At 63.0% G+C, this 15,596-nt stretch carries 16 protein-coding genes; 6 read left to right on the top strand and 10 right to left on the bottom strand.

Annotation, left to right across the window (positions count from 1 at the left end; translation table 11 throughout):
• Positions 1–44: 44 nt before the first annotated feature.
• Entirely contained in the window at positions 45–890 is an 846-nt protein-coding gene (locus ACSW29_RS10855; RefSeq protein ID WP_448277199.1) for a hypothetical protein, read from the bottom strand.
• 604 nt (positions 891–1,494) lie between these two features.
• Between ACSW29_RS10855 and ACSW29_RS10850 the strand changes: the two genes are divergently transcribed.
• From ACSW29_RS10850 to ACSW29_RS10835, 4 genes are all read left to right on the top strand, one after another.
• Positions 1,495–1,791, top strand: coding sequence for a WhiB family transcriptional regulator (locus tag ACSW29_RS10850; RefSeq protein WP_003940939.1), 297 nt, complete (start codon positions 1,495–1,497; stop codon positions 1,789–1,791).
• A gap of 165 nt (positions 1,792–1,956) precedes the next feature.
• Positions 1,957–2,622: a fasciclin domain-containing protein gene (locus ACSW29_RS10845; protein ID WP_230812285.1), complete on the top strand. Its 666-nt coding sequence runs from the start codon at positions 1,957–1,959 to the stop codon at positions 2,620–2,622.
• Between the two features lie 87 nt (positions 2,623–2,709).
• A complete protein-coding gene (locus ACSW29_RS10840; RefSeq protein ID WP_317825278.1) occupies positions 2,710–3,378 on the top strand; it encodes a sigma-70 family RNA polymerase sigma factor in 669 nt (222 codons plus the stop codon).
• Between the two features lies 1 nt (position 3,379).
• The gene (locus ACSW29_RS10835; protein WP_317825277.1) at positions 3,380–4,117 is read left to right on the top strand and encodes an anti-sigma factor; all 738 of its coding nucleotides are present in this window, start codon (positions 3,380–3,382) and stop codon (positions 4,115–4,117) included.
• A 76-nt stretch (positions 4,118–4,193) separates the two neighbouring features.
• Here ACSW29_RS10835 and groL read toward each other — a convergent pair whose 3' ends face one another.
• Together groL and groES are read right to left on the bottom strand one after the other, a co-directional pair.
• Complete coding sequence (gene groL / locus ACSW29_RS10830) at positions 4,194–5,804, bottom strand: chaperonin GroEL (RefSeq protein WP_378447794.1); 1,611 nt, start codon at positions 5,802–5,804, stop codon at positions 4,194–4,196.
• A gap of 86 nt (positions 5,805–5,890) precedes the next feature.
• Positions 5,891–6,190 (bottom strand): co-chaperone GroES, encoded by a 300-nt coding sequence (groES, locus tag ACSW29_RS10825; RefSeq protein ID WP_003940763.1) that lies wholly within the window; start codon positions 6,188–6,190, stop codon positions 5,891–5,893.
• Between the two features lie 233 nt (positions 6,191–6,423).
• Between groES and ACSW29_RS10820 the strand changes: the two genes are divergently transcribed.
• Positions 6,424–8,139, top strand: coding sequence for a TIGR03767 family metallophosphoesterase (locus ACSW29_RS10820; RefSeq protein ID WP_448277198.1), 1,716 nt, complete (start codon positions 6,424–6,426; stop codon positions 8,137–8,139).
• Between the two features lie 19 nt (positions 8,140–8,158).
• On the opposite strand, the gene ACSW29_RS10815 is transcribed toward ACSW29_RS10820, so the two are convergent.
• Entirely contained in the window at positions 8,159–8,719 is a 561-nt protein-coding gene (locus tag ACSW29_RS10815) for a potassium channel family protein (protein ID WP_448277197.1), read from the bottom strand.
• 161 nt (positions 8,720–8,880) lie between these two features.
• Here ACSW29_RS10815 and ACSW29_RS10810 point away from each other — a divergent pair, with 161 nt between their 5' ends.
• Entirely contained in the window at positions 8,881–10,470 is a 1,590-nt protein-coding gene (locus ACSW29_RS10810) for an Hsp70 family protein (RefSeq protein ID WP_448277196.1), read from the top strand.
• Positions 10,471–10,488: 18 nt separating this feature from the next.
• On the opposite strand, the gene tsaD is transcribed toward ACSW29_RS10810, so the two are convergent.
• The 6 genes from tsaD to alr all read right to left on the bottom strand — a co-directional run bounded on the left by tsaD (position 10,489) and on the right by alr (position 15,578).
• Positions 10,489–11,526, bottom strand: coding sequence for a tRNA (adenosine(37)-N6)-threonylcarbamoyltransferase complex transferase subunit TsaD (gene tsaD, locus ACSW29_RS10805; RefSeq protein WP_230812278.1), 1,038 nt, complete (start codon positions 11,524–11,526; stop codon positions 10,489–10,491).
• Positions 11,523–12,017 carry a ribosomal protein S18-alanine N-acetyltransferase gene (gene rimI / locus ACSW29_RS10800; protein WP_230813198.1) on the bottom strand — a complete coding sequence of 165 codons (495 nt, stop codon included), beginning with the start codon at positions 12,015–12,017 and terminating at the stop codon, positions 11,523–11,525. The genes tsaD and rimI overlap by 4 nt, the downstream gene beginning before the upstream one ends.
• Positions 12,018–12,025: 8 nt before the next feature.
• Complete coding sequence (tsaB, locus tag ACSW29_RS10795) at positions 12,026–12,709, bottom strand: tRNA (adenosine(37)-N6)-threonylcarbamoyltransferase complex dimerization subunit type 1 TsaB (RefSeq protein WP_448277195.1); 684 nt, start codon at positions 12,707–12,709, stop codon at positions 12,026–12,028.
• 136 nt (positions 12,710–12,845) lie between these two features.
• Positions 12,846–13,337 carry a tRNA (adenosine(37)-N6)-threonylcarbamoyltransferase complex ATPase subunit type 1 TsaE gene (gene tsaE, locus ACSW29_RS10790; protein ID WP_317825271.1) on the bottom strand — a complete coding sequence of 164 codons (492 nt, stop codon included), beginning with the start codon at positions 13,335–13,337 and terminating at the stop codon, positions 12,846–12,848.
• Positions 13,327–14,379, bottom strand: coding sequence for an alpha/beta fold hydrolase (locus ACSW29_RS10785; RefSeq protein WP_003940782.1), 1,053 nt, complete (start codon positions 14,377–14,379; stop codon positions 13,327–13,329). The genes tsaE and ACSW29_RS10785 overlap by 11 nt, the downstream gene beginning before the upstream one ends.
• On the bottom strand, positions 14,376–15,578 hold the full coding sequence (alr, locus tag ACSW29_RS10780; RefSeq protein WP_448277194.1) for an alanine racemase: 1,203 nt from the start codon (positions 15,576–15,578) through the stop codon (positions 14,376–14,378). The genes ACSW29_RS10785 and alr overlap by 4 nt, the downstream gene beginning before the upstream one ends.
• Between the last annotated feature and the right edge of the window lie 18 nt (positions 15,579–15,596).

Raw genomic sequence — 15,596 nt, 5'->3', positions numbered from 1 at the left:
ATCACCCCTGTCTGGAATGTTCACCTGAGGCTTCGGTGGGGCGGCTACGACAAAGGTAGGAGTGATCCACCACGGCTCGCAATCAGATCGCCGATCTCACGGGCGCTCGGCGAGGTCCTCCCGCCGCTCACACCCTCGATCAACATCGACGACGCCCAGGCCAGGGGCAGCAGGCCGTACTGCTGACACCGTGCGAGCACATCCACTGCCGACTCCACGGCCGCGCTTGGGTCTGTTCCGGTCAGAGCGGCGCTGCGCAAGAGATCCGACTTCACGCGGTGCCGGACAGACTCCGATTCCCCTGACAAATCGACGGCGCGTTCTGCGTGTCTGCGGGCGCGCGTGAAGTCACCTCCCGCCAGAGCCAGTTCCGCCGAGACCCATTGGATCCGAATTTCCTGCCGCCACAGCCCACCGTCGACAACCAGAGCACCGTCGTCGAGACGACGCCGACACTCCCCCAACAGCCGCCAGCCCAGCGGAAGCCGGCCGCAGCCGAGGGCGTCCGCAGCCAGACCGGTCAGCGCATCACAGGCAGCCTCCGGGTTGACAGGCGGCCCGTCGACTATCGCGAGTGCGCGCCCGTCGCACGTGGCTGCGAGCGCATGGCGTCCGCTTTGACGAAGAAACGACGCTCTCGTGCTGGCAGACAGAGAGGCAAGGACTCGATCCGAATGCGTCGAGAACCCCGCGGTGCGCCGGTCCAGGACATCCAAGGCCGCCCGCGCTCTGGCGTAGTACCCCTGACCACCCAGAACCACTGCCGTTGTCCACCAATCCCGGGTGGAGCCAGGCGCCGGGAGCCGGTCGAGGTCCGGATCCGCGCCGAATGCGGCGGACTCGAGGGTCTTGGATCGTACAGCTGCTTCAGGGCGCTCAGGACTCGACACAGGTAGATCATCGCAGCAGCCCAGCAGACAAGCGCCCGACCGATGCCATAAGTGGCACAGAAACGCGAAAAGGCAAGTTTGTCGGAGTTAATCAGATATTCAACTGAGATTTGCCAAATGTACTCGTAATGATATTTAACGGGCATATATCCGTGACGTTAACTGCGCATTACTTATTGGACAGACGTCCTAGTTGAAACTTGGGCACTAAGTCCCGAAATGGAGCACAACCCCACCCGCTCAATATCGGACAAATGACGCAAACCGAGCCGAATGTCTGAGTGATTCCGCCGGGCGGTCAGCAGCAAACATATCCCTGATCTGTGGGTTTCGCATCTCGAGCAGCCAGACTTTCCGGCCAGCACCTCGATCGACCCGATTCCAACATCGGCGCAAGGCAACGCACGAAGGACCGGAAATGTAAATATACACTTCGTTAACTCTCGCATTTCGATATATGCCGATCACCACTGAACGAGCCTATTGACGCGATTTACTCAGCACCCTTACGGTTAGCAAGCGTGAACGATTCAGAAGGCCCGGATAACCTCCGGGCAACTTGGTCCGCTCGTTGATCAACGCGAGCTTGCAGTAAGGAGTCAACATGCCTGCACCGAATCACCTTCCAGGCCCCAACGCAGACATCTGGGACTGGCAGATGCACGGTCTGTGCCGCGGAGTCGACTCCTCGATGTTCTTCCATCCCGATGGCGAACGCGGTAGAGCACGTGCCCAGCGCGAAACCCGCGCAAAAGAAATGTGCCGTCAGTGCCCGGTGCTGATGCAGTGCCGTAGCCACGCGCTGACCGTCGCCGAGCCGTACGGGATCTGGGGCGGAATGTCGGAAACCGAACGTGAACTACACGCACGCCACCGTCGCACCACTCGCATAGCGTCCTGATACACGCAGGTCGAGAGCACAAGGCCCCCGAGAGTTTTCGGGGGCTTTTGCATGCCCACATCAGTTCGTGAAAAGAATTTCCGACACCGACCCATCCTGTCGACAACCGACTCCGAATGCCTTCTGACAGTGCACCTCAGCACATCCCTTCAGGAAGGCAGACCCATGAACACCTCTACTCGAGTTCTGGCAGTCACCGCAGCAGCCTCTTTCGCCGTCTTCGGTGTAGTCGGTTGCTCCTCCGACGACAACGATTCGTCGACGGACACCTCGAGCGCCGCCATGACGTCTTCGCCCATGGGATCGAGCATGTCTCCCAGCAGCGCGATGGCAGAGCCCGCTTCTGATCTGGTCGGTGCCGGTTGTGCCGACTACGCCGCTGCAGTGCCGAGCGGCGCCGGATCGGTCAGCGGAATGGCCCAGGATCCGGTTGCCACAGCGGCATCCAACAATCCGTTGCTCACCACCTTGACCGCTGCGGTCTCCGGCCAGCTCAACCCGGACGTCAACTTGGTCGACACTCTCAACGGTGGCGAGTTCACCGTCTTTGCACCGATCGACTCGGCATTCGCCAAGATCGACCCCGCCACGATCGACAGCCTCAAGACGGACAGCGCCACGCTGACCAAGATCCTCACCTACCACGTGGTTCCCGGCCAGATCGCCCCTGACGCAATCGACGGAACGCACCCCACCGCCGAGGGCGGAACAGTCACCGTCACCGGATCCGGTGACAACATCAAGGTCAACGACGCAACCGTCGTCTGCGGTGGAGTCAAGACCGCAAACGCCACCGTCTACCTCATCGATTCGGTGCTGATGCCGCAGTAGTCCCCACCTGCTGTGCGCCTTTGTCAACCCCTGCGGTTAACAAAGGCGCACAGCGGCCAACGGCGGGCCTAGAGAAAAGAACCGGACATGCACGCTACGGTTGTACGCGATGAAGCGAGACAACTCTTCGTGAGCGAGCCAGACCATGCGTCGGATGCGGCCGGCGCATGCCCGACGGACAATTCTGCGGCCCGCACCGCGCGAATCGTGGAATCACGCGAGCTGGCCGTGATCCTCGCGAACGTTGCCGGCGGCGACCAGGGCGCCTTCGCCGAGTTCTACGACCGAACCAGCTCCCGCGTCTACGGCATGGTTCTGCGTGTACTCCGTGATCCAGGCTTCTCCGAGGAAGCAGTCCAAGAGGTCTACCTCCAAGCCTGGAAATCAGCCGACAGTTTCGATCCGGCCAAGGGGTCCGCACTCGCCTGGCTCCTGACGCTCGCTCACCGCCGCGCGGTGGACCGCGTCCGCTCCGAACAGTCGAGTTCGGATCGACAGGCTCTCTACGACACCACCAATGCGACTCCCGAGTTCGACGTCGTCAGCGACGAAGTGACACGAAGAGACGAGCATCGTGCTGTCACCGACTGTCTCGAGACACTGACGGACACTCAGCGCCAATCGGTGACTCTCGCCTACTACGGCGGCCGAACGTACCGCGAGGTGGCCGAAGATCTCGGCGTGGCGATTCCCACGATCAAGTCGCGAATTCGCGACGGACTACTGCGCCTACGTGGATGTTTGGGGGTGATGTGAGATGGACGAAGAGCTGATCGACTACGCGTACGCCTACGCGATCGATGCGTTGGACCTCGACGAGCGCCGTGAGGTCGACAGACGACTTGCCGCTTCAGACTCCGCGACCCGAGCCGAATTCGGCGCCCAGGTCCGACTCACCGCCGAAACCATGGCTGCGATGACCGTCGTCGACGCCGTCGAGCCCCCGCCGTCACTGCGCAGCAGCGTCCTCGCCTCGATCTCGGAACAGACCGCTGCTGCCGACGCCCCGATCTCGCTGGCCGAGCGCCGTAACCGTCGACGCCCGTGGACCATGGCGCTTGCCGCGGCCGCCGCAGTCGCAATCCTGGTCGGCGGCATCGGAATCGGACGCACGCTGTCCGACAACACACCGCCGCAGAACTCCGCGTCCGAAATCATGGCAGCACCTGACGTTCATGCCACCACGCGTGAGATCCCGGGCGGCGGTAGTGCGACGACGCTGTTCTCCCCCTCCGAAGACGCGGCAGTTCTCGTGATGAACGATGTGACTCCCCCGAGCCCGGATACCGTCTACCAGATGTGGCTGGTGCCGGGCGACACCGACAGCACCACGATGATCCCGATGGGGACGATGGCTCCGGGCGACGTCAAACCCACTACCCAGGTGGTGCTCGACGGCATCGGCCCGAACACGAAGTTAGCGTTCACGATCGAACCTCCCGGCGGATCGCAGCAGCCGACCAGCGAGCCGTTCGCGACGATCCCGCTCATCTGATCACCAGACGAAAGAAGAGATCCCCCACCGGAATCCGGTGGGGGATCTCTTCTTTGTCGAAACTACGAGCAGCGAGTCAGTGGCTGTGACCGTGTCCGGTGTCGGCAACTTCCTCGGTCGGCTTCTCTACGACGGCACTCTCGGTGGTGAGGATCATGCGCGCGACGGAAGCGGCGTTGACCACTGCCGAGCGAGTGACCTTGACCGGGTCGACGACGCCGTCGGCAAGCAGGTTGCCGTAGGTGAGGGTGGCGGCGTTGAAGCCTTCGCCCTTGGTCATCTCGGCGACCTTGCTGACAACGACGGAACCGTCGATGCCTGCGTTGCTGGAGATCCAGAACAACGGAGCGTTGAGGGCTTCACGGACCACGGCTACGCCGGTGGCCTCGTCGCCCGACAGACCGAGGTTCCCGATCAGAGCTGTACCGGCCTGAACGAGAGCCGATCCGCCACCGGGGACGATGCCTTCGGCAACCGCTGCCTTGGCCGCGTTGACCGCATCCTCGACGCGGAACTTGCGTTCCTTCAGATCGGTTTCGGTGGCTGCGCCGACCTTGATGACGGCCACGCCACCGGACAGCTTCGCCAGACGCTCTTCGAGTTTCTCGCGGTCCCAATCCGAATCGGTGTTCTCGATCTCGCGACGCAACTGCGCAACGCGGGTCGCGATGTCGTCAGCGGTGCCTGCACCGTCGACGATGACCGTCTCGTCCTTGGTGACGACAACGCGGCGAGCGCTACCGAGCAATTCGAGGCCGGCTTCCTTGAGGGAGAGACCGACGTCGGTGTTGATGACGGTGCCTGCCGTGACGACTGCGAGGTCGTCGAGGAATGCCTTGCGACGATCACCGAAGAACGGCGCCTTGACGGCGACGGCCTTGATGGTCTTGCGGATGGAGTTGACCACCAGGGTGGAGAGAACTTCACCCTCGATGTCCTCGGCGATGATCAAGAGCGGCTTGCCGGATTCGGCAACCTTCTCGAGCAGCGGCAGGAAATCGGGAAGTGAGCTGATCTTCTCGCGGAAGAGCAGGATCAGCGCGTCTTCGTAGACGGCCTTCTGCGCATCGATGTCGGTGACGAAGTAGGGCGAGAGGTAGCCCTTGTCGAACTGAACGCCTTCGGTGACAACGAGTTCGGTTGCAACGGTGGAGGATTCCTCGACCGTCACGACGCCGTCGGTTCCGACACGGGTGAGTGCCTCGCCGACGAGCTTGCCGATCTCTTCGTCACGCGAGGAGACAGTGGCGACCTGAGCGATCGACTTCTCACCCTCGACGGGGGTGGCTGCGGCGAGCAGTTCCTCGACGACCTTGTCGGCTGCGGCGTTGATGCCGACGCCGAGCGCCATCGGGTTTGCGCCCGCTGCGATGTTCTTGAGTCCGCCGCGAACGATGGCCTGGGCCAGGACGGTCGCGGTGGTGGTGCCGTCGCCGGCAACATCGTTGGTCTTGGTGGCGACGCTCTTGACGAGCTGTGCGCCGAGGTTCTCGAAGGGATCTTCGAGCTCGATCTCACGGGCGATGCTCACACCGTCGTTGGTGACGGTGGGGCCGCCGAATGCCTTGGCGAGCACGACGTGGCGTCCACGCGGGCCCAAGGTCACCTTGACGGCGTCGGCAAGCTTGTCGACTCCGGCTTCGAGAGCGCGGCGTGCGGTCTCGTTGAACGCAATTTGCTTGGACATCTGTTCTGTCAGCTCCTGAATCTTCGGGGCGTGAACGCATTCCGCCCCGGGATCCTGTGTGGACTCCGGGGCGGATCACGTGTGTCTTACTTGGAGACGACAGCCAGCACGTCGCGTGCCGACAGGATCAGGTATTCCTGGCCGGCGTACTTGATCTCGGTTCCGCCGTACTTGGAGTAGATGACCGTGTCACCCTCCTTGACGTCGACCGGGATGCGGTTGCCCTGCTCGTTGACGCGGCCTTCGCCGACTGCAACGACGGTGCCCTCCTGGGGCTTTTCCTTGGCTGTGTCAGGAATGACCAGGCCGGAAGCCGTCGTCGTTTCAGCCTCGTTGGCCTGGACGAGGATCTTGTCCTCGAGCGGCTTGATGTTGACGCTCGCCACGATGAGCCCTCCACTTTGGGGTATGTGCGTCCGAGGCGATCCTCGGACAGCTGTTTGGGTATGCCGTTTACGGCGCGTCACTGCAGTCCCGTCGTCGCGGGTGCCGGAACTCGATCAGCGCCAATTGGCACTCTATACGTGAGAGTGCCAACCCTCAAGGACTGGGCGCATTTTTCTCTTCGTCCTGAGCGAAACAGGACAACCGTCCACCACGTTCACCTATTGTTCACTTCGTGACGAACATCAATCGCCGTAGTTTTCTGACCTTCGCCGGACTCGGCGCCGTCGGCGCGGTCAGCCTTGGCAAGCCGTGGGGCCTGCAATATGCAGGCGCGTCGACCATTCCGACGTCAGGTCCTGGCACCACTCTCGAGTCCGTGTCCACCCCCGTCAGCAGCAGCGGCTACACCAAGCTCACCGCCGGGCCGGGTTGGGCGAACATCGTGCGCAGCGAGTTGGCCGAGCCGAAGTCAGGACGCGAGGATCGCCGCACCGCACTCGCCTCGCTCGTGCAGCTGACCGACGTCCACATCGTCGACGCCCAGTCCCCCATGCGATTCGAGTACGTACACCAGATCACCGGCTCGGCGTTCCGCCCACAGGAGACTCTGACGGCGCACGGGCTGATTTCACTTGTCCGACGAGTCAATTCGATCGGCAGTGGCCCACACATGTCGCGACCCTTCGATGCCGTTGTCACCACCGGCGACAACACGGACAACAAGGAATTCGCCGAACTCGACTGGTTCCTCACCTCCCTCAACGGTGGAACCGTCGTTGCCAACACCGGCGCCAAGGATCGCTACGAGGGTGTCCAGAACTCGGGCGCGGATCTGTACTGGAACCCCGAGTCACCGATGCTCGACATGTACAAGAAGGCCGGTTTTCCCGAGATCCCCGATTTCTTCGGTGCCGCTTTCACTCCCGTGTCGAGCCCCGGCCTGAACACCCCTTGGTATTGCGTGTTCGGCAATCACGACGATTCGGTGTCCGGCACGGTGCCCAGCGGCATCCCGCCGCTCGAAGCGATGTACACAGGCTCTCTCAAATTCGAGGTGCCCGGTTCACCGGAGCAGGCCAAGCAGATCGACATCGCCACCAAGTTCGATCCCAGTGCGATTCCCGGAATCCTTTCCGCCTTCACGACGCCGCCGCGCCAGGTCACCCCCGACCCGTCGCGCGCACCGTTCACACCCCGGCAGTTCATCGCCGCACATCTTGATCCCGCGCACACCGGTCCCGGCCCCGTCGGACACGGTTTCGCCCCCGACGCCGGCGAAACCGGGATCGGTTACTACTCGTTCCAAATCGCACCGGGCGTCGTCGGCATCAGCATGGACTCCACCAACCGCGCGGGCCTTGTCGACGGTTCGTTGGGCGCCGCTCAGTTCCAGTGGATCGAGAACACCCTGCGCGCCGGCAGCAGCACCTACTACGACGCTGCGGGCTCTCGCGTCACCGAGTCGCGAAGTGACACGTATTTCGTGCTGTTCAGCCATCACACGAGCGACACGATGGACAATCTCATTCCCGACCCCGAGAACGTCCTCGAGCCACGCCTGCGCGGTTCACAGCTTCTCGACTTGCTGCATCGTTTCCCGAACGTACTTGCCTGGGTTAACGGACACACCCACGAGAACAAGATCACCCCGTGGCCCGGCGCGACCCCCGAGCAGGGCTTCTGGGAGATCAACACCGCCTCTCACATCGATTACCCGCAGCTCGGGCGCATCATCGAGATCGCGGACAACCACGACGGAACGGTGTCGTTGCTTGCGACGCTCTTCGAAGCGGAGAGCCCCAATTCCGTCGACTACAGCGACAAGTCGGCAGCCGGACTCGCCTCGCTGTACCGCGAACTGTCGTTCAACGACATCCACCGCGACCCGAAGCTGACGGGTACCGGCGTCGACCAGAACGTCGAATTGTTGGTTCACACCGGACGATGACTCCGATTGCCGCAGTGTCCTAGGTGATTTCAGGTCCGCTCGAAGGCGAGCGGTGCGCTTTCGCCCACGACACTGCGGCAACGACGAATCGAACACCGAATCCGATCAACACCAGGTTGCAGACGATCTGAAGGCTCACGAGCCCCCTGGCAAGGTCCGTCTGCGCGGCGATGTCGCCGAATCCGACTGTCGAGAAGACGGACAACGAAAAGTACAGCGCCGCCATACGCGACAGCGGTTCGGTAAAACTGCCGGGGCTTGCATGCTCGACCGAAAAATAGGTGATGGATACCAACAACAAGTACGTCGGCATCACCACCGCCACAGCTTCCACGGCCTGCAGAGAAGGCACATCGGAACGCAGAATTCGCCGCACCTGCCAGGTGGTCACGGCAAGTACCGCGGCGCCTCCACCGATCAAGAGGACGATTGCACTCGCGGTATGTACATCGATCCACGGCAGAAAGAAATATGCGCATCCGAAGGCGATCACCGTCAGCGTGGGTCGAAGCACTGCACCACGGATCAGCGCGCGTCGTCGTTTCCGGTCGATGTGGGGAGAATCGCCTTTTTTCCGCATGAATCAATGATCGACAATTTCGCAGGTAAAACCACCCTTTCGGTCCGAAAAGGGCGTCACGGAGACGAAAAGCACTGAGCAATCCTCACGAACCTTCTGTAACGTTCATATAACGGCGGTCGATTGAACATTGACCGGTATTGACTGCGAGGAGGTGCGCGATGAGTTGTTCACTGGGAATTTCCACTGGATCTTCCGGTGTCTATTCAGCCCTCGTCGACACCGATACCAGCACAAACGCGCCAGGAGCCGTGCCTGCCGAGACCCGATTCGTCTCGGCCGATCAGGCCAATTCCAATGTCGGCGACCTCGTCCGCGCTTCCATCAAGCTGATGACGACGCAGGTAACGGACGGATCTGCGGCGCCGCGCTCGATCGGTGTCAGCTACCGCACGGACGATCAACTCGCGAGCATCAGGTCATCGCTCTCCCGCTCGCCGAAGCAGGTCCGTGCCATCCCCGAACCTGCCGCCGTACACGCTTACCTTGCCGAGACCGGGAAGACTGAGCGGTACGACGCGACAGCTCAGGTGGACGTCGGCGATCAGGGCCTGACCGTGTCCGTGGTCGACCACACCGGTGAAGTTCTGCACTCTGACCGTATCGACGCCCTCGCGGGGGCCGGAATCGACCGGGCATTGGTCGACTTCGTGACGGAGAAGGCGCCAGGGCACTTGCGCCGGTATACCGACGCAGAACTTCTTGCCGCCCGGTGCCATGTCGCCAAAGAGCAACTGTCCACTGCCACCAAGGTGACCATCGACCTTCCGGTCGACGCGATGGCGATCACGCGCGACGAGTTCGAGGCCATCATCGCCCAGGATATCGAGCGCGCCGTCACCTTCATCCGTGAAGTCGTGAACGGCTCACCGCGGCCCGTCGGTGCCGTCGTACTCATCGGCGGTGGCGCACACATTCCAGCCGTGCGGTCCGCCGTCGCCGCTGCCGTCGATGTCCCCCTGGTCGAGATCGTCGAGCCCGAGACTGCGGCAACCAAAGGTGCTGCACTCCTGGCAGATTCGATCACCGCAATTCGTTTCCCGCTGCTGGGCTCCGGAAGTGACCAGCGCTCCGGATCCACCGCCAAGGTCTCGGGAGCTTTGATCGGTGCGCTCGTGGTCGGCGGACTGGTACTTGGCTACGGCGCAAAGGAATTGGTGCCGACCGACGACACCGCGGTCTCGCCCGTCGGAACCGGGTCGACCACGACGACGGTGAGCCCCGAAGCGACACCGAGCACCGGATCAACGATCATTCCGTCTCACGATCCTCTGCCTTCGGTAGCAGGCAGCACGTACCCTCAGTACGGTTATCCCACAACCCCGTTCGACTCACAGCCTTACGACACGCACTCGTACACAACGCATCAGTACACACTTCCGCCTGCGCCGATCCCGGACACCTCGACGACAACTACGCCGCCGACCACGACAACGACCACTCCGAATTGGCCGACCATCCCCGGAATCACGCTGCCCGATCCACCGGCGTGGTGGCCGACGCTTCCGGACACCGAGGCGACGCCCCCGGTCGATCCGACCGAGGCAAACCCCGGCGGCGGTCTCGGCCCGGGTGAGAGCGGCGGCGAGAACCCGACGACGCCGGAAAATCCTGGATCCGGTTCCACCGAGACCGAAATCACTACCCCCGGCGGTGGTGATCCGACGACGAAGCCCAGTGAACCGAATACGTCGATGCCCCAAAACGGTCCCGCGATCACACCGGACCGGGAACCGGCCCCCGTCGGCTGATTCTCAGTCGGCTGATTCTCAGCGCATCAACTGGCTGACTGAGACCGACAGCCCCGGGTCCGTCGCAACACTCAATTCCGAAGGGCCTGCGCCGTTTCCGATCAGGTGGGCGGCCAACGAAGCGATCATCACACCGTTGTCCGTGCACAGTCGAGGTTTCGGAATGCGCAACGTGATGCCCGCTTCGGCGCAGCGCTGCTCAGCGAGTGAGCGGATACGCGAATTGGCCGTGGCGCCGCCGCCGAGAACCAACGTGTCGACCCCGACGTCCTCGGCTGCACGCACTGCCTTCATCGTCAGGACGTCTGCAACCGCTTCCTGGAACGAGGCAGCGATGTCCGGGATCGAAAAGGTCTCGCCTGCGCGCTCTTTCGATTCGACATAGCGCGCGACGGACGTCTTGAGTCCCGAGAACGAGAAGTCGTGCCGCGAATCGCGCGGCCCCGTCATGCCGCGAGGGAAGGCGATTGCGTTCCGATCTCCCTCTTGCGCAGCAGCATCGAGTGCCGGCCCACCGGGAAAGCCGAGTCCGAGCAGCCTGGCCACCTTGTCGAAGGCCTCGCCGGCGGCATCGTCGACGGTCGTGCCCAGTTCGACAATGGGCTTGCCCAGATCTTCGACGTGAAGCAGGTGCGTGTGACCACCGGAGACCAGCAATGCGACGCACGAGGGCAACGGACCGTGCTCGAGAGTGTCCACCGAGACGTGACCGCCGAGATGATTGACCGCATAGAACGGGATGTTCCATGCTGCCGCATAGGCTTTCGCGGCGGCGACACCGACCAGCAGCGCGCCGGCCAGGCCGGGTCCGATGGTGACGGCTAGTGCGTCGGGCTTCTCGATACCGGCGGCAGCAAGGGCACGGCGCATCGTCGGCACTATCGCCTCGAGGTGAGCCCGCGAGGCCACTTCGGGAACCACTCCCCCGTACCTGGCGTGCTGATCCACGCTCGATGCCACCTCGTCGGCCAACAGTTCGCAGGTTCCGTCACCGTTCCAGCGGACGATACCCACACCTGTTTCGTCGCAAGAGCTTTCGACACCCATGACGATCATGCTTGCTGCTCCTCAATTTCGCGGACACCGAGCACGGCGGGCCGTCTCATCGTGTACGCATCTGCCCCACTGGGCTGGTAGTACTTCTTTCGTGTTCCGACGATCTCGAATCCTTCGCGCCGGTACAGCGCGATGGCAGGTTCGTTGTCGGTGCGCACTTCCAGGAACACCGGGCACTGCCGTGAATCCGCCAGCGTCAGAAGCGCATCGAGCAATGCGCCGCCGATTCCCACCCGCTGAGCCGAAGGATCCGTGCCGATGGTGTGAACCTCGGCCTCCATGTTCGGCGACGCCCCCAACAGAGCAACTCCGGCGTAGCCGAGGACATGACCGTCGGGTTCTCTGGCAACGAAGTAATGATTATGTGCACCCGCAAGCTCCGAGACGAAGGCTTGCGCGCTCCATGGTCCGTCGCCCGCGAACAAGGCGCGTTCCAATTCGGCGCATCGTTCGGCGTCATCGACGTTCATCGGCTCGATGCTGTACTTCATCTGCTCTGTCACTTGCCACGTTCTGCGAGGGTCTTCGCGTCCGGGCGTCGGAGGTACAGCGGCTCTAGCGGGGCCGGAACCGATCCGGCCAGAATCTCGCGAGCAGCGACTGTCACCAACCCGGCCGGTGACGGCGTCTCAGCCGGTTCGACGGGAAGATCGAAGAAGTCCACATGCGAAGCGGATCCGGCGATCAGCGTCGAAGGCGAAGGATCAACGTCGCCGGCGGAATTCACAGCCGGTCCTTCGACGCGCACTCCGCCGTCGTAGCGCGCCCAATATATCTCGCGACGCCTCGCGTCGGTCACGACGAGCAAGCTCTCCGTGGTCGGTACCGCAGCCGCGATGGCATCGAGGCTGCAGACGCCGTACACGGGTACACCGAGAGCATCGCCGAAGGCAGCGCCAGTCGCCATGCCGACACGCAAGCCTGTGTACGGCCCCGGCCCGACACCCACTACGACGGCGTTCAACTCTGCCGCCGTGAGCCCTGCCTCGGCGAGGCATTCGAGGACGTGAGGAGTCAAGACCTCGGCGTGCGCACGAGGATTGACCGTGACACGCACGGCAAGCGTCTTCACGGTGCTCTGTGACTCTGTGTCCTGTGACTCTGTGTCCGGTGACGAAGCCGACAGGGAGACGACTCCGGCAGTGACTGCCGGAGTGGAGGTGTCAATTGCGAGAACAAGCACGATTTCTCAGGGTACTCGCACGTGAAGAACCACTTCCGGCCCGGGAGGGTCACGACGGCTGTGACACGAAACGCCGTTTCACGACGTCGGTGACACGAAACTCAGTTTCACGACGTCGGTGACACGAAACTCAGTTTCACGACGTCCAAGACCAACTCGCAGTCCGCACATCCGATTCGGGTTCCCGATGAAGCTGCACTCGCAGGTGCCGTTCGACGAGCCTTTCCACGACGTCACCACCCCATTCGACCACCACCACCGCGTCGGTGAGGTCGGTGTCGAGGTCGAGGGCATCGAGTTCGTCGAGCGCATGCGGCCCGCTGTCTCCCAGCCGGTATGCGTCGACGTGAATCATGCCGACGGGATCGCCGCCGCCGGGACGGGTGCCCGGTCGATGCTCACGCGCGATGACAAACGTGGGGGACGTCACCCGCCCCTGCACCCCGAGGCCCGCTCCGATTCCGCGAGTAAGTGCCGTCTTGCCTGCCCCGAGCGGTCCGTCGAGCACCACCAGGTCGCCGGCAACAAGTCCCGCCGCCAATCGTCGGCCGAAAGCCTCGGTATCCTCGGCCGTTTCCAATGTGATCTGTCCGGATTCGGGAAGTCCGGTGGAGTTCTCAGCCGACATCGGACCGCTCTTCGACCTGTGCACGCTGCACCAGCTTGTCGATTGCGTCCGTGACGATCGCCGGGAACTCGAGCTGCACCAGATGGCCGGCCCCGTGAACTCTCACGAGTTCCGATTCGGGGAGATCGGCAGCGAGACGCTTGGAGCTGATGAACGGAATCATCATGTCTTGATCGCCGCAGATCACGACTGCCGGTGTGTGCGCGAGGACCTCTAAGGACGCGGACTCGTCGTGCAGTTCCAACGTCCGCAGGAAATTCACGATGGTCACAACCGAGGTCCGGTCGAGCATGCCGTCCGACAGCTCATGCAGCCGCGGGCTGACATCGGTGCCGTACGACGCCGCGCGCAAGATCGGCGTGATCAGTACTCGCGCAGCGCCCCGAGCGTGCTGAACCACTCCTGGTGAGGTGCGCACTGCCAACCGGAATCCGTCGATGATCGGGTTCTGCAGATTGCGGGTCAGGCCGGTCTCGGCCAGTCCTGCCGCAGTCGTCGCGACCAGCCCGACACCGATGACTCGGCCCTCGAACCATTCGGGTCGCTGACCGGCGAGCGCGAGTACCGTCATGCCGCCCATCGAGTGACCGACGAGAACTATCGGCCCCTTCGGTACCTTGGCCTCGACGACGGTCGCGAGGTCGCGGCCGAGCTGCGACACCGTACAACTCTTCGAGCGCGGCATACCCGAATCTCCGTGTCCGCGCTGGTCGTAGAACACCATGCGAACCTTGTTGCCCCATCGCTCTTCGAGCTGGCGGCGCTGGAAATGCCAGGACAGCGCACTCAGGCAATATCCGTGCACGAAAACGACTGTCAGCGGAGCGTCGTCCGGTCCCACTTCGCGAACTGCCAGCTCGACGCCGTCCTCGGTGCGCACAGTGCTCTTGCGGTCGCGCGTCATGAGGTCGAAGTCCTCGTCGGCGTAGATTTCGCGGCCCGGACGCGTCGCGGTCTTGAATGCGTTCACGCCGGCCATCGACCCGAGCGCCACAGCGCTGAGCAGGCCACCGAGAATGCTCATCTTTCCTGCAGTCTTCATGACGTCTCTCCCCCGATGTACGTACGCACAGTGCGTCCACGTATTCCGGTCACGACCTCGTAGTGAATGGTGTCGAGTACGTCGGCCCAGGCCTGCGCGTTGGGTTCGCCGTGATCGCCGTTCCCGAAGAAGATCGCGGTGTCACCTTCGCGAACTCCGTCACCGTCCGGCCCCAGGTCCACCAGCACCTGGTCCATACAGATCCGCCCGACCGCCTGGCGACGCTTACCGCCCAACTGCACTTCGAACTTGCCGCTCAGTGAACGAGACAAGCCATCGGCGTAGCCGACGGGCAGCAGCGCAAGAGTGGTGTCGTGCGGTGCGACCCACTGATGCCCGTAGGAGACGCCCTCTCCGGCGGCCACCTTCTTCACCAGAATCACCTTCGCTCGCAGCGTCATCGCCGGTCGTAAACCGAAATCTCCGAGTTCAGGCACCGGAGACAATCCATATATCGCGATTCCGGGTCGAACCATGTCAAATCGCAGGTCAGGGCGGGTCACCGTCGCTGCCGAGTTTGAAAGGTGAACAACTTCGGGGTCGAATCCGTGGGCACGGACGTCGGCAACCGCGTCGATCAGGCGCTGCTTCTGCATGTCGATGACGTCATGATGTGGCTCGTCGGAGTGTGCAAGGTGCGAGAACACTCCGCGTAACCGGATCGTGCCCTCGTCTCGGGCAGCGGCGAGGTCGTCGAGCATCTGCGGCCACTCGGTTCTCGATACGCCGTTGCGATTGAGACCGGTGTCCACCTTGAGCGTCACCGTCGCCGGTAGTCCGAGAACGCGTGCCGCGTCGACCACAGCAGCCAGGTGTCGCGGCGAGGAGACCCCGATCTCGACGTCGAAGCGGATCGCCGACGCGAAATCGGCGTCGACGCCATGCAGCCAGGCCAAGACGGGAGCGGTGATGCCTGCCTCGCGAAGAACCAATGCCTCCGCGATGGTGGTGACGCCGAGTTCCCGGGCTCCGGCCGAGAGCGCCGTCCGCGCCACCGCAACTGCGCCGTGGTTGTATCCGTCCGCCTTGATGACCGCCATCAACGCGGCGCCCCCGGCAAATTCACGCAGAACACGCACGTTGTGCGCGATCGCGTCCAGATCGACGACTGCCTCCGTCTGCGGCCCTACTGCGTCTTCGAGTCGGCTCGCCTTCCCCTCGGCAGGCTCCTTCGGTGCTCTTCCCTGGGCAAGCGTCATGGCGACAATCCTGCCACC

The organism is Rhodococcus sp. GB-02 (assembly GCF_053470465.1).
The sequence above is the reverse complement of the archived record's forward strand: the minus strand, read 5'-3'. Positions and strand labels throughout refer to the sequence as shown.